This is a genomic window from Klebsiella sp. CN_Kp100 (assembly GCF_040065315.1).
Classification (GTDB): Bacteria; Pseudomonadota; Gammaproteobacteria; order Enterobacterales; family Enterobacteriaceae; genus Klebsiella; species Klebsiella oxytoca.
Genome location: NZ_JBEAIJ010000002.1, coordinates 40,047 through 61,610 on the forward strand (window position 1 = coordinate 40,047; position 21,564 = coordinate 61,610).

Annotated in this window: 19 protein-coding genes and 1 other RNA gene; 11 read left to right on the top strand and 9 right to left on the bottom strand. The window is 54.9% G+C overall.

Annotation, left to right across the window (positions count from 1 at the left end):
• Position 1 precedes the first annotated feature (1 nt).
• The 3 genes from hemP to ABLV12_RS02265 form a co-directional block, all read right to left on the bottom strand.
• A complete protein-coding gene (gene hemP, locus ABLV12_RS02255) occupies positions 2 to 181 on the bottom strand; it encodes a hemin uptake protein HemP (protein WP_160886036.1) in 180 nt (59 codons plus the stop codon).
• Positions 182 to 347: 166 nt separating this feature from the next.
• Positions 348 to 1,394 carry a 3-deoxy-7-phosphoheptulonate synthase AroH gene (gene aroH, locus ABLV12_RS02260; RefSeq protein ID WP_224313644.1) on the bottom strand — a complete coding sequence of 349 codons (1,047 nt, stop codon included), beginning with the start codon at positions 1,392 to 1,394 and terminating at the stop codon, positions 348 to 350.
• A 154-nt stretch (positions 1,395 to 1,548) separates the two neighbouring features.
• On the bottom strand, positions 1,549 to 2,382 hold the full coding sequence (locus ABLV12_RS02265) for a pyruvate, water dikinase regulatory protein (protein ID WP_004102943.1): 834 nt from the start codon (positions 2,380 to 2,382) through the stop codon (positions 1,549 to 1,551).
• Between the two features lie 342 nt (positions 2,383 to 2,724).
• Here ABLV12_RS02265 and ppsA point away from each other — a divergent pair, with 342 nt between their 5' ends.
• Positions 2,725 to 5,103: a phosphoenolpyruvate synthase gene (gene ppsA, locus ABLV12_RS02270; protein WP_004113595.1), complete on the top strand. Its 2,379-nt coding sequence runs from the start codon at positions 2,725 to 2,727 to the stop codon at positions 5,101 to 5,103.
• Between the two features lie 74 nt (positions 5,104 to 5,177).
• Here the strand turns inward: ppsA and rprA are convergent.
• Together rprA and ydiK are read right to left on the bottom strand one after the other, a co-directional pair.
• An RNA gene (gene rprA / locus ABLV12_RS02275) (antisense sRNA RprA) lies at positions 5,178 to 5,285 on the bottom strand.
• Between the two features lie 212 nt (positions 5,286 to 5,497).
• Positions 5,498 to 6,619, bottom strand: coding sequence for an AI-2E family transporter YdiK (gene ydiK, locus ABLV12_RS02280; protein ID WP_004113594.1), 1,122 nt, complete (start codon positions 6,617 to 6,619; stop codon positions 5,498 to 5,500).
• Between the two features lie 203 nt (positions 6,620 to 6,822).
• On the opposite strand from ydiK, the gene ABLV12_RS02285 reads away from it, so the two are divergent.
• The 3 genes from ABLV12_RS02285 (at position 6,823) to ABLV12_RS02295 (ending at position 10,905) form a co-directional block, all read left to right on the top strand.
• The gene (locus tag ABLV12_RS02285) at positions 6,823 to 9,879 is read left to right on the top strand and encodes an FAD-binding and (Fe-S)-binding domain-containing protein (RefSeq protein ID WP_004113593.1); all 3,057 of its coding nucleotides are present in this window, start codon (positions 6,823 to 6,825) and stop codon (positions 9,877 to 9,879) included.
• Positions 9,876 to 10,286, top strand: a complete 411-nt coding sequence (menI, locus tag ABLV12_RS02290; protein ID WP_064397646.1) for a 1,4-dihydroxy-2-naphthoyl-CoA hydrolase — start codon at positions 9,876 to 9,878, stop codon at positions 10,284 to 10,286. Before ABLV12_RS02285 ends, menI begins: the two co-directional genes overlap by 4 nt.
• A 370-nt stretch (positions 10,287 to 10,656) precedes the next feature.
• The gene (locus ABLV12_RS02295; protein WP_004102935.1) at positions 10,657 to 10,905 is read left to right on the top strand and encodes a GlsB/YeaQ/YmgE family stress response membrane protein; all 249 of its coding nucleotides are present in this window, start codon (positions 10,657 to 10,659) and stop codon (positions 10,903 to 10,905) included.
• A gap of 119 nt (positions 10,906 to 11,024) precedes the next feature.
• On the opposite strand, the gene ABLV12_RS02300 is transcribed toward ABLV12_RS02295, so the two are convergent.
• Both ABLV12_RS02300 and iraP read right to left on the bottom strand, forming a co-directional pair.
• On the bottom strand, positions 11,025 to 11,351 hold the full coding sequence (locus tag ABLV12_RS02300; protein WP_004102933.1) for a hypothetical protein: 327 nt from the start codon (positions 11,349 to 11,351) through the stop codon (positions 11,025 to 11,027).
• A 652-nt stretch (positions 11,352 to 12,003) separates the two neighbouring features.
• Entirely contained in the window at positions 12,004 to 12,345 is a 342-nt protein-coding gene (gene iraP / locus ABLV12_RS02305; protein WP_004102923.1) for an anti-adapter protein IraP, read from the bottom strand.
• A 537-nt stretch (positions 12,346 to 12,882) separates the two neighbouring features.
• Between iraP and sufA the strand changes: the two genes are divergently transcribed.
• The 7 genes from sufA (at position 12,883) to ABLV12_RS02340 (ending at position 19,492) form a co-directional block, all read left to right on the top strand.
• A complete protein-coding gene (sufA, locus tag ABLV12_RS02310) occupies positions 12,883 to 13,260 on the top strand; it encodes a Fe-S cluster assembly scaffold SufA (protein WP_004102921.1) in 378 nt (125 codons plus the stop codon).
• A gap of 2 nt (positions 13,261 to 13,262) precedes the next feature.
• Complete coding sequence (sufB, locus tag ABLV12_RS02315) at positions 13,263 to 14,750, top strand: Fe-S cluster assembly protein SufB (RefSeq protein ID WP_004102919.1); 1,488 nt, start codon at positions 13,263 to 13,265, stop codon at positions 14,748 to 14,750.
• 16 nt (positions 14,751 to 14,766) lie between these two features.
• Positions 14,767 to 15,513: a Fe-S cluster assembly ATPase SufC gene (gene sufC / locus ABLV12_RS02320; RefSeq protein ID WP_004102917.1), complete on the top strand. Its 747-nt coding sequence runs from the start codon at positions 14,767 to 14,769 to the stop codon at positions 15,511 to 15,513.
• The gene (gene sufD / locus ABLV12_RS02325; RefSeq protein WP_108704943.1) at positions 15,488 to 16,762 is read left to right on the top strand and encodes a Fe-S cluster assembly protein SufD; all 1,275 of its coding nucleotides are present in this window, start codon (positions 15,488 to 15,490) and stop codon (positions 16,760 to 16,762) included. Before sufC ends, sufD begins: the two co-directional genes overlap by 26 nt.
• Positions 16,759 to 17,979, top strand: coding sequence for a cysteine desulfurase SufS (sufS, locus tag ABLV12_RS02330; protein WP_016807788.1), 1,221 nt, complete (start codon positions 16,759 to 16,761; stop codon positions 17,977 to 17,979). Before sufD ends, sufS begins: the two co-directional genes overlap by 4 nt.
• An 11-nt stretch (positions 17,980 to 17,990) precedes the next feature.
• Complete coding sequence (gene sufE, locus ABLV12_RS02335) at positions 17,991 to 18,407, top strand: cysteine desulfuration protein SufE (protein ID WP_160886012.1); 417 nt, start codon at positions 17,991 to 17,993, stop codon at positions 18,405 to 18,407.
• Positions 18,408 to 18,508: 101 nt separating this feature from the next.
• On the top strand, positions 18,509 to 19,492 hold the full coding sequence (locus ABLV12_RS02340) for a L,D-transpeptidase family protein (RefSeq protein WP_348866751.1): 984 nt from the start codon (positions 18,509 to 18,511) through the stop codon (positions 19,490 to 19,492).
• Positions 19,493 to 19,556: 64 nt separating this feature from the next.
• Here the strand turns inward: ABLV12_RS02340 and lpp are convergent, their stop codons facing one another.
• The gene (gene lpp, locus ABLV12_RS02345; RefSeq protein ID WP_003029373.1) at positions 19,557 to 19,793 is read right to left on the bottom strand and encodes a murein lipoprotein Lpp; all 237 of its coding nucleotides are present in this window, start codon (positions 19,791 to 19,793) and stop codon (positions 19,557 to 19,559) included.
• 312 nt (positions 19,794 to 20,105) lie between these two features.
• Positions 20,106 to 21,518, bottom strand: coding sequence for a pyruvate kinase PykF (pykF, locus tag ABLV12_RS02350; RefSeq protein ID WP_004102909.1), 1,413 nt, complete (start codon positions 21,516 to 21,518; stop codon positions 20,106 to 20,108).
• Positions 21,519 to 21,564 lie beyond the last annotated feature (46 nt).

Sequence of the window (21,564 nt, forward strand, 5' to 3'; positions counted from 1 at the left end):
ATTATTTGGTCAGGATCAGCTTGCCCGAATGAGTCTGACGCAGCAGATAGCGCTGACCGCCATGTTCAATCACTACCCGTCCTTCGCTGCCTAATAATGTCCGGCTGCTTATCTCTTTGTCCGTCGGAACGGGATACGGGGCATTGTCTTTTGTTTTTTCTGCTGTGGCAGTGTTATCCATACGCGTCATAGCACTAAAAATAAAAATCAAGGCAACAATGATAATCATTATCAATAATGTTGTTTTTGACGGCAAGCTTTATTTAACGCATTACCAGATTTAGCAGGTGTCCGGCCGGACATTGGCGAGAAAAATCTCCCCGCCGCGATCGCGACGGGGAAGGGGACTAGAGGCGGGTGGCGGTTGCGGCGGCTAATTCATCCAGCAGCCGTTCGCTGTCTTCCCAACTCAAGCAGGGATCGGTAATCGATTGTCCCCAGGTCAGCGGCTGGCCGGCAACGACCTTTTGCGTACCTTCCTTAAGGAAGCTTTCGGCCATGATCCCGGCGATTGCGTTCGAGCCCGAGCGGATCTGCTGACATATATCGGCGCAAACTTCCAGCTGACGGCGATGCTGTTTCTGGCAATTACCGTGGCTAAAATCCACCACCAGTTGTTCCGGCAGGTCGAACTCTGCCAGCGCTTCTCCGGCGGCGGCGATGTCGGCAGCGTGGTAATTCGGTTTTTTACCACCGCGCATAATAATATGGCCGTACGGATTCCCGCTGGTCTGATAGATGGTCATCTGGCCCTGCTTATCCGGCGACAGGAACATATGGCTGGCGCGGGAAGCGCGGATGGCGTCAACGGCGATACGGGTATTACCATCGGTACCGTTTTTAAAGCCCACCGGGCATGAGAGCGCAGAGGCCATTTCGCGATGGATTTGGCTTTCGGTTGTACGCGCGCCGATAGCGCCCCAGCTAATCAAATCGGCAATAAACTGTCCGGTCACCATATCGAGAAACTCGGTAGCGGTGGGGACGCCGAGCTCGTTCACCTGCAGCAGCAGGCTACGCGCCAGTTCAAGGCCGTGATTCACCCGGTAGCTGCCGTTCAGGTCGGGGTCGGAGATCAGCCCCTTCCAGCCAACCACCGTACGGGGCTTCTCAAAATAGGTGCGCATCACGATTTCCAGCTGCGGCTGATAGCGTTCGCGCATACCCTGCAGTCTGCGCGCATACTCCATCGCCGCATCAGTATCGTGAATGGAACAGGGACCGATCACTACCAGCAGGCGGCGATCTTCACCGTTGAGAATTTTTTCGATTCGGCGGCGCGAAGCAGAAACGTGGGCGGCAACATCGGGGGACACGGGGTGCCGTTGCGCCATTTCCGCGGGCGTTACCAGGCTTTCAATGCGCGCGGTACGCAATTCGTCTGTTTTATTCATTGGGGTCTCAAAAATCTGTTTCTTCCGCGGCGAAAATGCCGGGAAGTGATGCGCATCACGATAAACCAATCCCTGCTTATTGCAAGAGCAGGGCATGATCCTGTATAGGCCACGGGTGATAGCATAAACAAATTTTTGATATCGTACTAGTGTGTTAGTACATTCTGCGGCTTAGCCCCATAATATCCATGATTTTGGTGGCGATCTCTTCAACGGAGTAATTGGTACTGTTCAGGCAAGGGATTTTATTTTTGCGATACAGCGCTTCAACTTCGGTGACTTCCATCCGGCACTGGCGCATAGAAGCATAGCGGCTGTTTTCCCGTCTCTCTTCGCGGATGGCCGCCAGCCGCTCCGGATTGATAGTTAAGCCGAATAGTTTGTGCTGGAGCGGCTTAAGCGATGCCGGCAGAATCAGATTGTCCATATCATCGGCGATAAACGGGTAGTTGGCGGCGCGGATACCGTACTGCATCGCCAGGTACAGGCTGGTAGGCGTTTTCCCACAGCGCGAAACGCCGAGGAGGATCACCTGGGCCTGATCGAGGTTGCGCAGCGAAATCCCGTCATCATGAGCAAGGGTGTAGTCGATAGCGGCGATACGCGCGTCGTATTTGTTCAGGTTACCCGGGGTCAGGCCGTGGGTGCGGTGAGCGATTGGCGTCGGGTCCAGGCGTAGCTCCTGCTGCAGGGGGGCCACCAGCGCCTGAACAATATCCTGACAAAAGCCTTCGCTTTGCACGATGATATCGCGGATCTCCGGCAGCACGATGGAATAGAACACCAGCGGTCGAATACCGGTCTGCTGGAAAATGGCGTCAATTTGTTCCTTCACGGCGCGCGCGCGGCTGATATTTTCGACAAACGGCAGGGTTACGCTGCTGGTGGCTACCGGGAATTGCGACATGACCGCATGACCCAGAACTTCCGCCGTAATAGCGGTACCGTCGGAAATATAAAATACGTGGCGATCTACAGCACTTTCCATTTTGACCATCCGGTATAAAGAGTTTAATTAGCTGAAAGCAGATATTAAATTTAAGCATATCACTCCAGGCTTTGTCTCAAATTTAAAAAGTGAAACGCTATTTTTATTTTTAATGAAAAGGTTGGTTCATTTTTCGCAACTGCGTATCTTTTGTATCAAATTTCATCAGATTTTAGAAGAATCATTGGCTTAGCTATATCCGGAAAAGAATCCTAAAAACGAAAAAATAATTTGCTTGAACGATTCACCGTTTTTTTCAACGGCATAATTATGTCAGGATAAATCCCGTAGTCGATCGTGAATTATTTATCACTGGTATTAAATCACAAAAGGATTGTCTCGATGTCCAACAATGGCTCGTCACCGCTGGTGCTTTGGTATAACCAACTCGGCATGAATGATGTAGACAGGGTTGGGGGCAAAAATGCCTCCCTTGGTGAAATGATTACAAATCTGTCAGGTATGGGTGTGTCCGTACCGAACGGGTTTGCCACCACCGCTGATGCTTTTAATCAGTTTTTGGACCAAAGCGGCGTGAACCAGCGCATCTATGAACTGCTGGATGAAACCGACATTGACGACGTTTCCGCATTAGCGAAAGCGGGCGCGCAGATCCGTCAGTGGATCATTGATACGCCGTTCCAGAGCGAACTGGAAAATGCGATTCGCGACGCGTATACCCAGCTGTCCGCCGATGACGCTGAGGCCTCCTTTGCCGTGCGCTCCTCCGCAACGGCGGAAGATATGCCGGATGCCTCCTTCGCCGGTCAGCAAGAGACATTCCTTAACGTGCAGGGCTTTGACGCCGTGCTCGTCGCGGTGAAGCACGTGTTTGCTTCGCTGTTTAACGATCGCGCCATTTCCTATCGCGTGCATCAGGGTTACGATCACCGCGGCGTGGCTCTATCCGCCGGGGTGCAGCGGATGGTGCGCTCCGATCTGGCATCATCCGGCGTAATGTTCTCCATCGATACCGAATCCGGATTCGATCAGGTGGTGTTTATCACCTCCGCCTGGGGGCTTGGCGAGATGGTGGTGCAGGGGGCAGTGAACCCCGATGAGTTCTACGTCCATAAACCGACGCTGGAAGCGGGACGGCCGGCGATTGTTCGCCGCACCATGGGGTCGAAAAAGATCCGCATGGTTTATGCTCCAACTCAGGAGCACGGCAAGCAGGTGCGTATCGAAGATGTGCCGCAGGCGCAGCGCGACGTTTTCTCGTTGACCGACGCGGAAGTGCAGGAGCTGGCCCAGCAGGCGGTGCAAATCGAGAAGCACTACAACCGCCCGATGGATATCGAATGGGCGAAAGATGGCCATACCGGTAAGCTGTTTATCGTCCAGGCGCGTCCGGAAACCGTCCGTTCGCGCGGCCAGGTGATGGAGCGTTATACCCTCCATGCGCAAGGGCAGATTATTTCGGAAGGGCGCGCGATCGGCCACCGCATCGGCGCGGGTCCGGTGAAAGTCATTCATGATATCAGCGAAATGAACCGTATCGAGCCCGGCGACGTTCTCGTGACCGACATGACCGATCCGGACTGGGAACCAATCATGAAAAAAGCGGCGGCGATCGTCACCAACCGCGGCGGGCGGACCTGTCATGCGGCGATTATCGCGCGTGAGCTGGGGATCCCGGCGGTAGTGGGCTGCGGCAACGCCACCGATCGCATCCAGGAAAACCAGAATGTAACCGTCTCCTGCGCCGAGGGCGATACCGGCTACGTCTATGCCGAAATTCTCGACTTCAGCGTCAAGAGTTCCACCGTCGGCGATATGCCGGATCTGCCGCTGAAAATTATGATGAACGTCGGTAACCCGGACCGGGCTTTCGACTTTGCCTGCCTGCCGAACGAAGGCGTGGGCCTGGCGCGTCTGGAGTTTATTATCAACCGGATGATCGGCGTTCACCCGCGCGCGCTGCTGGAGTTTGACGATCAGGAACCGGGTCTGCAGAACGAAATCCGCGAGCTGATGAAAGGTTACGACTCGCCGAGAGAGTTTTACGTCGGTCGCCTGACCGAGGGTATTTCGACGCTTGGCGCGGCATTTTTCCCGAAACGGGTCATCGTGCGCCTTTCCGACTTCAAATCTAACGAATACGCCAACCTGGTCGGCGGCGAGCGTTATGAGCCGGAAGAAGAAAACCCGATGCTGGGCTTCCGCGGGGCCGGCCGCTATGTCTCCGAAAGCTTCCGTGACTGCTTCGCGCTGGAGTGTGAAGCAGTGAAACGCGTGCGTAACGATATGGGCCTGACCAACGTCGAAATCATGGTGCCGTTTGTTCGTACCGTCGCGCAGGCAAAAGCGGTGGTTGAAGAGCTGGCGCGCCAGGGCCTCAAGCGCGGCGAGAACGGCCTCAAGCTGATTATGATGTGTGAAATCCCATCGAATGCGCTGCTGGCTGAGCAGTTCCTCGAATACTTCGACGGTTTCTCCATTGGCTCCAACGATATGACGCAGCTGGCGCTGGGTCTGGATCGCGACTCCGGCGTGGTCTCCGAGCTGTTCGATGAGCGTAACGACGCGGTGAAAGCGCTGCTGTCGATGGCTATCCGCGCGGCGAAGAAACAGGGTAAATACGTCGGTATCTGCGGGCAGGGTCCGTCAGACCATGAAGATTTTGCCGCCTGGCTGATGGAAGAGGGAATCGATAGCCTTTCCCTCAATCCGGATACCGTGGTGCAAACCTGGCTTGGCCTGGCGGAGCTGAATAAGTAAGTTTTTCGCTAAACAAAATGCGCAATCCCCGTCAGCAATGGCGGGGATTTTTTGTTTCAGCCGTCAGCGTACGGGCAAAAAAAAGCCCATCGTGGGAGATGGGCAAAGACTACACACAGCAATTCGTTGTTTCACTCAGGGGATTTCCATGCTTATAAATCAAGGCATTGATTTATAACCGTGAGCTAATACTAGGCACTGAGGCTTTTTGCGTCGATCGGATTCCTCTCAATAGTTAAATTAAGGTAAAGAATCTGCGAAGCAAATGTGGTTAGTGGGCAGAGGAATGCGGACTGTTGTGAGGAATATATTAGTGTTTCTTAATATTTGAGGGCGGTGTGCCCGACAGCGGTCAAGGCGCAATGGCAAAAGGCGGGTTTCCCCGCCCGTTGACTTATTTATCCTGCGAGGCTCGGGTATTGAGCTCGCTAAGCTCCTCAAGCACCAGATCGGGATCTTTCGGCGGCGGCGGCGCTTCGTTAACCCACGCGTCGTATAGTCGCCAGGAGACCGCCAGCAGAACCGGCCCGATAAACAGGCCAATCATGCCGAACGCCACCAGACCGCCGATAACGCCGGAAAGGATCAGAATCATCGGCAGGTCGGCGCCCATACGAATCAATAGCGGGCGGATAAAATTGTCCATGGTGCCCACTACGCAGCTCCACACCAGCAGTACGGTACCCCAGGTGGTATCGCCGCTCCAGTAGAGCCAGATAATTGACGGCACCAGAACCAGTAAAGGCCCCAGCTGGACAAGACAGGTAAAAATCATCACCACGGTGAGCAGCGCCGCGTAGGGCACGCCGCTGACCGCGAGACCAATACCGCCGAGCACCGCCTGGGCCAGGGCCGTCACGACCACTCCCAGCGCCACGGCGCGAATTGCCTGACCGGCGAGGATCACCGCCGCGTCGCCGCGTTTGGCGGCCAGACGGGTAGCGAAGTGGCGGAAACCATAGGCGACCTGTTCACCGCGCCAGTACAGCAGCGCGCTAAACAGTAGCATAAGACCGCAGTAGACCAGCAGCTTGCCGATATGCGCCGCCTGACCAACAAACCAGGTGGTGGTGGTGCCGAGATAAGGGCGAATTTTAGTCATAATCGCCGTGCCCCCCATCTCCAGCAAATTATGCCAGCCGGTGTACAGCTTATCGCCGATCAGCGGAACCGTATTCAGCCACGCCAGATCCGGCGGGGTAAAGTTGCCGCTGGTCACCACTTTTATTAATGGCACGCTGTTGTCCACCAGACTATTGACCAGTAGCGCAATAGGAATAACGAAGAGTAAAAAAAGCAGCAGCGTCATTACCAGTACGGCCAGAGAGCGTTTGCCGAAAAGCAGGCTCTGCAGACGCAAAAGTACCGGCCAGGTCGCGATGACCACCGTACCGGCCCATGCAAATGACAGAATAAATGGCTGAACGACCCACAGACAGGAAATAATAATCAGGGACAAAAACAGCACCGACAGCAGAACTTGCGGTATATCCCGGGGCTGATTGGGGTTAATCATAGTGAAATTTTACCTTTGCAGTCGCGTCAAAAGGCTGACGCAGCGTAATTCCATGTACTGATAATAATATCAATAAGTTCGCGCGCCTGATTTTGCCCTTAATTCTGGCGGGCGCATATGAAAAAAATGTGATAAAAAGTTGGGTGCGTCACGCAAACGATTAATCACTTACAACACAACATAGTCAGGCAGGGTCGAGCGTCATGATCCCACAGATTTCTCAAGCGCCAGGTGTCGTTCAACTGGTGCTGAATTTTTTGCAGGTACTGGAGCAACAGGGTTTTACCGGCGATACCGCCACCAGCTACGCCGACAGGCTAACGATGGCAACTGATAACAGTGTATATCAGCTGTTGCCGGATGCGATTTTATTCCCCCGTTCCACGGCAGACGTGGCTCTGCTGGCAAGACTGGCGGCGGAAGAGCGTTTTAAAACGCTGATCTTTACCCCGCGCGGAGGCGGCACCGGCACGAACGGCCAAGCGCTGAACGCCGGGATCATCGTCGATATGTCCCGCTATATGAACCGCATTATTGAAATCAACCCCGAAGAAGGGTGGGTGCGGGTGGAGGCGGGGGTCATTAAGGACCAGCTTAATCAGTTTCTTAAACCGTACGGCTACTTTTTTGCCCCGGAACTGTCGACCAGCAACCGCGCCACGCTTGGCGGGATGATCAACACCGACGCCTCCGGGCAGGGGTCGCTGGTCTACGGTAAAACCTCCGATCACGTACTCGGCGTGCGCTCGGTGCTGATCGGCGGCGATATTCTTGACACTCAGCCAATCCCGGCGGCGCTGGCGGAAACCCTGGGCGCAGAACAGTCGGCGATCGGGCGTATCTATCGCACGGTATATCAACGCTGCAAAGCGCAGCGGCAGCTGGTTATCGATAAATTCCCGAAACTTAACCGTTTCCTCACGGGTTACGATCTGCGCCACGTGTTCAACGACGACATGAGCGAATTTGATCTGACCCGAATCCTGACCGGTTCCGAAGGCACGCTGGCGTTTATTACCGAAGCGCGGCTGGATATCACCCGTTTGCCGAAAGTGCGCCGGCTGGTCAACGTTAAGTACGATTCCTTTAACTCTGCGCTGCGCAACGCGCCGTTTATGGTGGAAGCGAAGGCGCTTTCGGTCGAAACGGTCGACTCGAAGGTGCTCAATCTGGCGCGGGAGGATATTGTCTGGCATTCGGTTAGCGAGCTCATTACCGACGTTGCGGATAAGGAGATGCTGGGGCTGAATATCGTCGAGTTCGCCGGTGATGACGCCGAACTGATTGATGACCAGGTGACGACCCTGTGTCAGCGCCTGGATGAACTGATAGCACGCAACGAGGCGGGCGTAATCGGCTGGCAGGTTTGTCACGAGCTGGACGGCGTCGAGCGCATCTACGCGATGCGGAAAAAAGCGGTTGGGCTGCTGGGGAATGCCAAAGGGGCCGCCAAACCGATACCTTTCGCCGAAGATACCTGCGTGCCGCCGGAACACCTGGCCGATTATATTGCTGAATTCCGTGAGCTGCTCGACGGCCACGGGCTGAGCTACGGTATGTTTGGTCATGTCGATGCCGGCGTGCTGCACGTGCGGCCGGCGCTGGATATGTGTGACCCGCAGCAAGAGATGCTGATGAAGCGGATCTCCGATGACGTGGTCGCGTTAACCGCTAAGTACGGCGGTCTGCTGTGGGGGGAACACGGCAAGGGTTTTCGCGCTGAATACAGTCCGGCATTCTTCGGCGAAGAGCTGTTCGGCGAACTGCGCAAAATTAAAGCCGCGTTTGACCCGGATAACCGTCTGAACCCGGGTAAAATCTGTCCTCCGGAAGGCGTTGATGCGCCGATGATGAAGGTGGATGCGGTCAAGCGCGGGACATTCGATCGGCAGATCCCTATCGCCGTGCGCAGCTCGTGGCGCGGCGCGATGGAGTGTAACGGCAATGGCCTGTGCTTCAACTTTGATGCCAAAAGCCCGATGTGCCCGTCGATGAAGGTCAGCAACCACCGTATTCACTCGCCGAAAGGGCGGGCAACGCTGGTGCGTGAATGGCTGCGCCTGCTGGCGGACCGCGGCATCGACCCCAATCAGCTGGAAAAAGATCTGCCGGAAAAACGCGCCAGCCTGCGTACTCTGGTGGAGCGTACCCGCAATAGCTGGCACGCACGTAAAGGCGAGTACGATTTCTCCCATGAGGTTAAAGAGGCGATGTCCGGCTGTCTGGCCTGTAAAGCCTGCTCGACCCAGTGTCCGATTAAAATCGACGTTCCGGAGTTCCGTTCGCGTTTCCTGCAGCTTTACCATAGCCGCTATTTGCGCCCGGTTCGCGACCATCTGGTGGCGACGGTTGAATCCTACGCGCCGCTGATGGCGCATGCGCCAAAGACCTTCAACTTCTTTATCAATCAGCCGTGGATGCGCAAGCTATCAGAAAAGCATATTGGTATGGTTGATCTTCCGCTGCTTTCCGTCCCATCGTTGAAGCAGCAGATGGTCGGCCACCGTTCGGCGAATACCACCCTGGAACAGCTGGAAGCGCTGAGTCCTGAGCAGAGGGCGAAGAGGGTGCTGGTGGTTCAGGATCCCTTCACCAGCTATTACGATGCGCAGGTGGTTGCCGACTTTGTTCGCCTGATCGAGAAAGTAGGATACCAGCCGGTGCTGCTGCCGTTCTCTCCCAACGGCAAGGCGCAGCATATTAAGGGCTTCCTGACGCGATTCGCGCGCACCGCGCAGAAAACTGCCGACTTCCTTAACCGCGTGGCCCAGCTCGGCATGCCGATGGTGGGTGTCGATCCGGCGCTGGTGCTCTGCTATCGCGATGAATACAACCAGGTGCTGGGCGACAAGCGCGGCGATTTTCGCGTGATGCTGGTGCATGAATGGTTGCCGCAGGCATTGACGGAAACCGCAGCGCAGGATCAAGGCGGCGAGTCGTGGTATCTGTTTGGTCACTGTACTGAGGTGACGGCGCTTCCCGCTTCTACCCGGCAGTGGGCGGATATCTTCGCACGCTTTGGCGCGAAGCTGGAAAACGTTAACGTGGGCTGCTGCGGTATGGCCGGGACCTACGGTCATGAAGTGAAGAATCACGCCAATTCGCTGGCCATCTACGCGCTCTCCTGGCAGCAGGCGATGCAGCGCCTGCCGCGCAACCGCTGTCTGGTCACCGGCTACTCCTGCCGTAGCCAGGTGAAGCGTATTGAAGGCAGCGGCGTACGCCATCCGCTGCAGGCGCTACTGGAGATTATGGGATGATTTGGAAACGTTACAGCACGCTGGAGCAACTGAATGCGATGGGCGACGGGAACATGGTCGGCCTGCTGGATATACGCTTCGAGGCCATGACCGACGAGACCATCGCCGCGACCATGCCGGTAGACAGCCGTACCCATCAGCCGTTTGGCCTGCTGCACGGCGGCGCATCGGTGGTATTAGCGGAAACGTTAGGTTCGGTGGCGGGCTACCTGTGCAGCGAAGGCGAACAGAAGGTGGTCGGTCTGGAGGTCAATGCCAACCATATTCGTTCGGTGCGCAGCGGGAGGGTTCGCGGCGTGTGCCGGGCGCTGCACGTCGGCTCCCGTCACCAGGTGTGGCAGATCGACATTACTGATGAGCAGGGGCGTCTTTGCTGTTCGTCGCGGTTGACCACAGCCGTAATTTAAGTCAATTAAGGGGGAAGATTTCCCCTTTAATACTTATTACCTGCCATCCTTCATCACCGCTGAACGTACCTACGCTATATCCGCTAGCTGCCGGTTTGCACTGTTATTTGTATTGAGATTTAACCAGGCCCAATGTTAACGCTTTATAAGAAAAGTCCTGGCTTAACTTTGCTGCTCACCAGGGATTATTAGCCTTCTACCTTTTATATTCTTTGGTCGCTTATTTGTGCGACATCTTTAGCGCGTAGACCATTATCTTTGATATGACAAGCTCATCCATGTTAAATATAAATTTATCAAACATCGTTAATATTTATGCTAATATTTTTAATACCAGAATTTACAAGGTAACAAGAGGACGGAGTTAGCTATGGGTATCATTTCATGGATCATTTTTGGGCTTATTGCCGGTATTTTAGCCAAGTGGATTATGCCGGGGAAAGACGGCGGCGGGTTTATCGTTACCGTAATTCTCGGTGTCATCGGTGCAGTTGTCGGGGGTTGGATTAGTACTTTCTTCGGCTTTGGCCGGGTCGACGGTTTTAATTTCGGCAGCTTTGTCGTCGCGGTGATTGGTGCGCTGGTCGTACTCTTCATCTACCGTAAGATCAGAAGCTAACCGCACCAGCAACGCCATAAAGTGCAGAGGCTGCCGCCATTGTCGGCAGCCTTTTTAATATCTCTAAAATGTCCGAGTGTTTAATTTCCCCTCTTTCATTCTATTACCACGATACGCGCTTACAGCGCGGGCATATCGGGGACCGGCACGACTTCAACGCGCACTTCATAATGTTTAGCTTTGCTGGCTGGAATCAGCGGCGTGAGTTTATTGATCGTTTCGACCGGATTATCGGTGGCTACGGTGGCGGAGAAAATAACCGGTTTTTTCGGCGGCACAGGGAAAGGCATTGGGCCATAACCCTGAGTCAGCTCGAAGGGGGGATGGCCAGCATTATGCGCCTCAGCCGCCGGTAAGGGCGTTTCGGCTTTCTCTGCATCGGCGGCAAACGCGCTGGTGACGGTAATCGAAACGACGGCGAAGAGCGCAATGATAGTTTTTTTCATTTTTGTTACCTCATAAGTATGTCGATAAAAGCTTAGAGGCAACGCTTTTGGCAAACAATCCCACGGCGGGCGAATCCTATGAATCTCCTTATTTCTTCACGAATGTGAAAGCCTGTCCGGCGACGGTGAGGCTTACGAAATTTAAGGGGGAAATGGGGTTAATCGAGCAAAACGCTAATAATTAACAGGACGACCATACACATCGACATGACATCTGTTTCTATATCCATAGTTCAGTACAACACAGGTTCCCGATCGGTCGCCGTTGCGACATTGCGTGAAAAGATGAAGGAAATTTAGCAGCGCATTCTACAGGAGCCAGCCGGCACTGAATAAATCTTTATTTCTGTGAAATGACAGCACTTATAATGAAAACGAATAGGTTTCGTTGCATGAATGGATTCGCGTTAGTGAGGGGGCAAACAGCGTCTCAATTTGGCATGTTGGTCGGGTGGCGCATCAGGCGGCGCGGGAGCCAGAGGGGCAATGGGAGGTAAATGCCATCGTCCCGCCGGATACGCACGTGAAGAAAATATTAATACTGTTTATTGGCCGCCGCGCCTCGTTATGCGCAGCGCGGCATCAACCGATGCCACGGTGGACGCCGACGCGGCGAACAGGCGGCAGGACTTCGCTGGAAGCAGGGCTCCGCTTAGTCCACGCGTTTGCCTTTGGTCGCCTCTCCGCCGCCGAGTGCGGCTTGATTAATTTTATCTTCGTGGGTATTAATCAATTGCGTGAGCGCTATTTGCTCCTGAAATTTAGTCAGCAGAAGCTCAGCGTCGGATTTAAGAATATCTTCCGATGATTCAAGCACCGAGTTAATTGCTTTGGTCACATTCCCAACCAGCTCCGCGACCCCTCCTTCCTCGCCAATGGCAAGCATCAATGCGCTTATCAGCAGCGACTGGGCCTCAACCTGCGCAGCAAGCTGCTTGTTTTCTGCATCCATCGCTGAAATTTTCGCGATGATGCTGAGAATGACATTATTCATGATAATCCTTAAATCAATGAGTTAAACGCCGAAGATCACGCTGGTTATATTCGTTGCAGGATCAGCGAAATATCCATTGAAGATAAATATGCCAGAAAATATATCATCAGTGGTAGTGGGGTATTTTCATTATCGGTTGCAGGCGATCCGTCGCTATGGCTTTATCTCAATGTGCTGTCAGATGATTTTGCTGCCGGCACGCTGGCTTGTTGCGGCCTGAAGCGTGTAACTCATTGAATGTCCAGCAAGTAGATGAAAAGTGCTTTTTCCCGCGCCTATTTTATAAATCGGTATTTTCGATACATCTTTGCCATTGCCTGCAATTAAGTGCGCCAAACGTCAATATCTTATTATTTTTCAATATATTAAAACAGAAATTCGCAGGCTGAAAACGCCGAGCACAGGGTCTATGCTTATAAAAAGCGCAAGAAATGAGCCTGCGGGGACAATACCCCTTCTCTGGATGGGTTGAAGTGATAATCATTATCACTAACATAGTGGGTATGCCCTGATGGCGTCAACCTATGAGGTAGAGCGATGGATTCACATGCAGGAACTTTTAATCCCGAAGATTTCAGCTGGCGCGGCCTGGCGATGACCCCAGCCGCCGCCGCCCATATTCGCGAACTGGTCAGCAAACAACCCGACAAGCAGGGGCTACGCCTGGGCGTTAAAACCAGCGGCTGCGCCGGCTTTGGCTACGTTCTCGAACTCATCGCTGAACCGGCGCAGGACGATCTGCTTTTTGAGCGCGATGGCGCGAAACTGTGGGCGCCGCTGCAGGCCATGCCGTTTATCGATGGCACCGAGCTCGACTACGTCCGCGAAGGTTTAAACCAGATCTTTAAATTTCATAACCCCAAAGCGCAGCACGAATGCGGCTGCGGCGAAAGTTTTGGCGTTCAGGCGGAGTAACTATGTCTCGTAATACTGAAGCAACTGACGATGTCAAAACCTGGAGCGGCGGGCCACTCAACTATAAAGAGGGCTTTTTTACCCAGCTACAGACCGATGAGCTGGCGAAAGGCATAAATGAAGAGGTGGTTCGGGCGATTTCTGCACGCCGCAATGAACCAGAATGGATGCTGGAGTTTCGTCTGAACGCCTTCAAGGCCTGGCAGGCAATGGAAGAGCCGCACTGGCTGAAAGCGCACTACGACAAGCTGAATTATCAGGATTACAGCTATTACTCAGCGCCCTCCTGCGGCAACTGCGATGACGCCTGCGCTTCTGAGCCCGGAGCTCTACAGCAAACGGGGTCCAGTGCGTTTCTGACCAGCGAAGTCGAAGAGGCGTTTAACCTTCTCGGCGTACCGGTTCGCGAAGGGCGGGAGGTGGCCGTCGACGCCATTTTTGACTCGGTTTCCGTGGCGACCACCTATCGCGAAAAGCTGGCGGAGCAGGGGATTATTTTCTGCTCCTTCGGCGAAGCGATTCACGATCATCCCGAACTGGTCAGGAAATACCTCGGCACCGTGGTACCGGGCAACGACAACTTCTTTGCCGCCCTTAACGCGGCGGTAGCCTCCGACGGCACCTTTATCTATGTGCCCAAAGGCGTGCGCTGCCCGATGGAGCTGTCGACCTATTTCCGCATCAACGCGGAGAAAACCGGCCAGTTCGAACGCACCATACTGGTCGCCGACGAAGGCAGCTACGTGAGCTATATCGAAGGCTGTTCGGCGCCGGTACGCGATAGCTACCAGCTGCACGCGGCGGTGGTGGAGGTGATCATTCATAAAGATGCCGAGGTGAAGTACTCCACGGTGCAAAACTGGTTCCCCGGCGACAATAATACCGGCGGGATCCTTAATTTCGTGACCAAGCGCGCCCTGTGCGAAGGCGAGAACAGCAAAATGTCGTGGACCCAGTCGGAAACCGGCTCGGCAATCACCTGGAAGTATCCGAGCTGTATTCTGCGCGGCGATAACTCCATTGGCGAGTTCTTCTCGGTAGCGCTGACCAGCGGCCACCAGCAGGCGGACACCGGCACCAAGATGATCCATATCGGCAAAAACACCCGTTCGACGATTATCTCGAAGGGGATTTCAGCCGGCCACAGCCAGAACAGCTATCGCGGCCTGGTCAAAATCATGCCCACCGCGACCAACGCGCGCAACTTCACCCAGTGCGACTCCATGCTGATTGGCCCGGACAGCGGGGCGCATACCTTCCCGTATGTAGAATGCCGTAATAACAGCGCGCAGCTTGAGCACGAAGCGACCACCTCCCGTATCGGCGAAGATCAGCTGTTCTACTGTCTGCAGCGCGGAATCAGCGAAGATGATGCCATCTCGATGATCGTTAACGGTTTCTGTAAGGATGTCTTCTCAGAGCTGCCGCTGGAGTTTGCCGTAGAAGCGCAAAAATTACTGGCGATTAGCCTTGAACACAGCGTCGGCTGATAACAAAGGAAATAAGATGTTAAGTATAAAAAATTTGCAGGTCGCCGTTGAAGACAAAGAGATCCTGCGCGGACTGAATCTGGACGTTCGCCCCGGCGAAGTGCATGCCATTATGGGCCCGAACGGTTCCGGTAAAAGTACGCTCTCCGCCACGCTTGCCGGACGTGAAGACTATGAGGTGACCGGCGGCAGCGTGGAGTTTAAAGGCAAAGATCTGCTGGAACTCTCCCCTGAAGATCGCGCTGGCGAGGGCATCTTCATGGCCTTTCAGTATCCGGTTGAAATTCCCGGCGTCAGCAATCAGTTTTTCCTGCAAACCGCGCTGAACGCCGTGCGCAGCTACCGCGGCCAGGAGCAGCTTGACCGTTTTGACTTCCAGGACCTGATGGAGGACAAAATTAAGCTGCTGAAGATGCCGGAGGATCTGCTGACCCGCTCGGTTAACGTCGGCTTCTCCGGCGGCGAGAAAAAGCGCAACGATATCCTGCAGATGGCGGTGCTGGAACCGGAGCTGTGCATCCTGGACGAGTCGGACTCCGGGCTGGATATCGACGCCCTGAAGATTGTTTCCGACGGCGTCAACTCGCTGCGCGACGGCAAGCGCTCGTTTATTATCGTCACCCACTATCAGCGCATTCTCGACTATATCAAGCCGGATTACGTCCACGTGCTGTACCAGGGGCGGATTGTTAAATCCGGCGATTTTACTCTGGTCAAACAACTGGAGGAGCAGGGCTATGGCTGGCTTACCGAACAGCAGTAACGCGCTGCAGCAGTGGCACCATCTGTTTGAAGCGCAAAGCGAGCAGCGCAGCCCGCAGGCGCATCAGCATTTGCAACAGCTTCTGCGGCTGGGGCTGCCGACGCGTAAACATGAAAACTGGAAATATACGCCGCTGGATGCGTTACTGAACCATACTTTTGTCGCTGCGGAACCGCAGACGCTGACGGCGGCCCAACGCGACGCGCTGGGGCTGGCGGTGGACGCATGGCGTCTGGTTTTTGTCGACGGCCAGTTTAACGAACGCCTGAGCGACGACCTGACCGCCAGCGGCTTTGAGGTGCGGGTAGATAACGACCGTCAGCCGCTGCCTGAAGCCGTTCAGCCCGAAGTTTTTCTGCATTTGACCGAAAGCCTGGCGACCAGCGTCACCCATATCCGGGTCGGGCGCCACCAGCGTCCGGAAAAGCCGCTGCTGATCATGCACATGACGCGCGGGCTGCCGGGCGATGAAATGAACACCGCCCACTATCGCCACCATCTGGAGCTGGAGAGCGGCGCGCAGGCGACTATTATCGAACACTATCTGAGCCTCAACGACGCCGCCCATTTTACCGGCGCAAGGCTGACGATGTCCGTGGCGGATAACGCCCACCTGCAGCATATCAAGCTGGCGTTTGAAAGTGCGCAAAGCTACCACTTTGCCCATAACGATCTGGCCCTCGGACGCGACGCCTCCGCCTTCAGCAGCAGTTTTCTGCTCGGCGCCTCGGTACTGCGCCACCACACCAGCACGCAGTTGAACGGTGAAAACAGCAACCTGCGGATTAACTCGCTGGCGATGCCGGTTAACAACGAAGTGTGCGACAGCCGCACCTGGCTCGATCATAAGGTCGGATACTGTAACAGCCGTCAGCTGCACAAAACCATCGTCAACGATAAAGGGCGCGCGGTGTTTAATGGACTGATCAACGTCGCCCAGCATGCGATTAAAACCGATGGCCAGATGACCAACAATAATTTGCTGCTTGGCCGCCTGTCCGAAGTGGATACCAAGCCGCAGCTGGAAATCTACGCTGATGACGTGAAGTGCAGCCACGGCGCGACCATCGGGCGCATTGATGATGAACAGCTGTTTTATCTGCGTTCGCGCGGCATTACGCAGCAGGCGGCGCAGCAGATGATTCTTTACGCCTTTGCCGCGGAGCTCACGGAAGCGATCGATGATGAGGCGCTCAGGCAGCAGATACTGGCGCGTATTGGCCAGCGTTTGCCGGGAGGTAAAGCATGACATTTTCTGTGGAACGCGTGCGCGCGGATTTTCCCGTGCTTAATCGCGAGGTGAACGGTCAGCCGCTGGCCTACCTTGATAGCGCCGCCAGCGCGCAGAAGCCGGAAGCGGTGATCAACGCTGAGGCGGAGTTTTACCGCCACGGCTATGCGGCGGTACACCGCGGCATTCATACCCTTAGCGCGGAAGCCACGGCGCGGATGGAGCAGGTGCGTCAGCAGGGGGCGACGTTCCTGAATGCCCGATCGGCAGAAGAGCTGGTGTTTGTTCGCGGTACCACGGAAGGCATTAATCTGGTAGCGAACAGCTGGGGCAATGCTAACGTCGGCGCAGGGGACAATATCATCGTCAGCGCGATGGAGCATCACGCCAATATCGTGCCGTGGCAGATGCTGTGCGCCAGGGTGGGCGCCGAACTGCGGGTCATCCCGCTGAATCAGGACGGTACGCTGCAGCTCGATGCCATCCCCGGCCTGTTTGATGAGCGCACCCGGCTGCTGGCTATTACCCAGGTGTCTAACGTGCTGGGAACCGAAAACCCGGTCGCCGCCCTGGTGGCTTTAGCCCATCAGCACGGCGCCAAAGTGCTGGTGGACGGCGCGCAGGCGGTGATGCACCATCCGGTGGACGTGCAGGCTCTGGACTGTGATTTCTACGCGTTTTCCGCGCACAAGCTTTACGGCCCCACCGGTATCGGCATGCTCTACGTTAAGCAGGATATCCTGCAGGATATGGCGCCTTGGGAAGGGGGCGGGTCGATGATCGCCACGGTCAGCCTGACGCAAGGCACGACCTGGACAAAAGCGCCGTGGCGCTTCGAGGCGGGAACGCCGAACACCGGCGGTATCATCGGGCTGGGGGCGGCGCTGGATTACGTCAGCGCGCTGGGTCTGACGCAGATCGCGGAATATGAACAAACCCTGATGCGCTACGCGCTGCAGGCGCTGGAGAGCGTGGCGGATTTAACCCTTTATGGTCCGCAAAATCGGCTCGGGGTGATTGCCTTTAATCTCGGCAAGCATCATGCCTACGATGTCGGCAGCTTCCTGGATAACTACGGCATTGCGGTACGTACCGGGCACCATTGCGCCATGCCGCTCATGGAGTTCTACGGCGTCCCTGCCATGTGCCGGGCGTCGCTGGCGATGTACAATACCACGGAAGAGGTGGACCGGCTGGTAGCGGGCCTGCAGCGGATCCACAAATTGTTAAGCTAAAGGAAGCAACTATGGCGGCGTTACCTGATAAAGACAAACTGCTGCGCAACTTTAGCCGTTGCGCGAACTGGGAAGAGAAATATCTCTATATCATCGAACTGGGGCAGCGCCTTGCGCCGCTGAGCCCGGAAGAGCATAGCGCGCAGAACATCATTCAGGGCTGCCAGAGCCAGGTATGGATCGTGATGACGCAGGAGCAGAGCGGCGCAATTGCGCTTCGCGGCGATAGCGATGCCGCTATTGTGAAAGGGCTTATCGCGGTGGTGTTTATTCTTTACGATCGGATGACGGCGAAGGATATCCTCGCTTTTGATGTGCGCCCGTGGTTTGAAAAAATGGCCCTCACGCAGCACTTGACGCCTTCACGGTCGCAAGGACTGGAAGCGATGATCCGCGCAATCCGCGCGAAGGCGGCAAATTTTAGCTAGAATTAAACAGTAGATTTCATTCTGTTATGCGCGACGGGAGGGGAACCTCCCGTTGTGCATAACAGGCCTGGCGTTTTATCAGCGAAAGAAGGAATCTCAGTATGAAACGCGCTTCTCTCATCACCATAGCCGTTCTGAGCGCCCTCAGCGCGTCACATGCAGCCTGGGCCGTCGATTACCCTCTTCCCCCTGCCAACAGTCGTTTGATTGGTGAGAACCAGTCCTGGACGGTACAGGAGGATGATCGCAACCTGCAGGCGATTGCCCGTCGTTTCGATACCGCAGCGATGCTGATCCTCGAAGCGAACGATACGATTGCCCCGGTGCAGCCTAAACCGGGTACCCAGGTGCTGATTCCCTCCCGGATGCTGCTGCCGGACGTGCCGCGGGAAGGGATCGTCGTCAACCTGGCCGAGCTGCGCCTGTACTACTTCCCGCCGGGAATGAACCAGGTGCAGGTTTATCCCCTCGGGATTGGTCAGCAGGGGCTGGAGACCCCGGAGATGACCACGCGAATAGGGCAGAAAATTCCGAACCCGACCTGGACGCCGACGGCAGGCATTCGCGCTCGCTCGCTGGAAAAAGGAATTAAGCTGCCGCCGGTCGTGCCCGCAGGACCGAATAACCCGCTGGGGCGTTATGCGCTGCGCCTGGCATACGGCAACGGGGAATATCTTATTCATGGCACCAGTGCGCCAGATAGCGTCGGACTACGCGTCAGCTCCGGCTGTATGCGCATGAATGCGGCGGATATTCAGGCGTTATTCAATCAGGTGAAAAGCGGGACGCCGGTGCGGATTATCAATCAGCCGGTCAAGTTCGCCGTGGAGCCGGACGGTAAGCGCTATGTTGAAGTTCATCGACCGTTGACGCCGGATGAGACCAGCAACCCGCAGACGATGGCCTATACGCTTCCTGCGGAGTTCCATCAATTCTCCGGCGATAAAGCGGTGGATGAGGCCATGCTTAAACGCGCGCTGACCCGGCGAGCAGGATATCCGGTGGTGGTATCCGCGGGCAGCAGCTCAACGTCGGGCCTGTCCGTACAGAGTGCGCAGGTAGACGAAGCAAAAAGGGTGCAGTAGGCGCGGGAACGAGAGGCAAAAAAAATGGCGCACAATGTGCGCCATTTTTATTACACAGATACTATTACTTACGGTATTTAGTAGCTGCGTTGTCCAGACGCTGGTTAGCGCGAGCTGCGTCATCTTTAGCAGCCTGAACGTCGGAACGCATTGCGTTCACGTCGTTGCTCAGCTGGTCAACTTTAGCGTTCAGAGTCTGAACGTCAGAAGACAGCTGATCGATTTTAGCATTGCTGGAGCAACCAGCCAGCAGAGTAGAACCCAGGATTACCGCGCCCAGTACCAGTTTAGTACGATTCATTATTAATACCCTCTAGATTGAGTTAATCTCCATGTAGCGTTACAAGTATTACACAAACTTTTTTGTGATGAGAATATTTTTTTACTTTAATACGCTTATTTTTGATCGTTCGCTCAAAGAAGCATCGAAATCATCAGTTAACCTTAAAAAGGCGAGAGAAAACAGCGCGCTTCCATCGGATTCATCTTAGATAATCTCGCGTTAAATAGTAAATTCCGATTTGCATTTTTATTAATAGCAGCTAGTGCTGGAATAAAAAAAAGCGCCTCAATGAGGCGCTTTTAAAGGAAATACTAATTAACCTGTAAATTATTACAGCACGTGCACGGAAGCGGTATTGGTGGTTCCGCTCGGGACTAATGCGCCGGAAACCATAACAACCACGTCGCCTTTGCGCGCCAGGCCGCTCTGCAGCGCCAGCTCTTTACCGAGGTGATAGAAAGCGTCGGTAGAGGCGATCTCTTCAACCAGCTGCGCTACCACGCCTTTGCTCAGCACCAGCTGACGCGCGGTGGTTTCGTTGGTGGTCAGCGCCAGGATGGTTGCATCCGGGAAGTATTTACGTACGGCGCGCGCGGATTTACCGCCCTGGGTCGCGACGACGATCAGCGGCGCTTCCAGTTTTTCTGCCGTTTCAACCGCACCGCGGCAGACCGCTTCGGTGATGCGCAGCTTACGGTTATCGTTGTTGTACTCAAGACGGCTGGTCATCACGCGGTCGGTACGTTCGCAGATGGTCGCCATGATGGTGACCGCTTCCAGCGGATATTTACCTTTTGCGGATTCGCCTGAGAGCATGACAGCATCGGTGCCGTCGAGGATGGCGTTAGCCACGTCGCCCGCTTCCGCACGGGTCGGACGCGGGTTTTTGATCATGGAATCCAGCATTTGGGTCGCGGTAATAACGACTTTACGCGCGCGGATACATTTTTCGATCATCATTTTCTGCGCGAAGATAACTTCTTCAACCGGGATTTCAACGCCCAGGTCGCCACGCGCAACCATGATGCCGTCAGAAGCTTCGAGGATTTCATCGAAGTTGTTCAGGCCTTCCTGGTTTTCAATTTTAGAGATGATCTGGATCTTCTCGCCGCCGTGAGCTTTCAGGTGCTCGCGGATTTCCACGACGTCGGAACGCTTACGGATAAAGGAGGCCGCAACAAAGTCCACGCCCTGCTCGCAACCGAAGATCAGATCTTGTTTGTCTTTCTCAGCCAGCGCCGGCAGAGCGATAGATACGCCCGGCAGGTTAACGCCTTTGTTCTCGCCGAGGTCGCCGTTGTTCAGCACTTTACAAACAACTTTGTTACCTTCGATCGCGGTGACTTCCATACCGATCAGACCATCGTCAACCAGTACGGTGTTGCCGACGCTCAGGTCGCTGGTGAAGCCTTCATAGGTCACCGCAACGATTTCGTTATTACCTACCACCGATTTGTCGGTGGTGAAGGTGAAAGTCTGGCCCGCTTTCAGGGAGACGTCGTTACCGCCTTCCAGCTTAATGGTACGGATTTCCGGACCTTTGGTATCCAGAAGGATTGCCGCTTTCTTGCCCGTTTTGCTCATCACATTGCGCAGGTTCTGGATGCGCTGGCCGTGTTCCGCATAGTCACCGTGAGAGAAGTTCAGACGCATAACGTTCATACCGGCGTCCAGCATTTTGGTCAACATCTCTTCGGATTCGGTTTTCGGACCGATGGTGCAAACAATTTTGGTCTTTTTCATGACAGTTTAATCTTTAAGTTGTGAAGGATAGGGATGGGGAATCTGA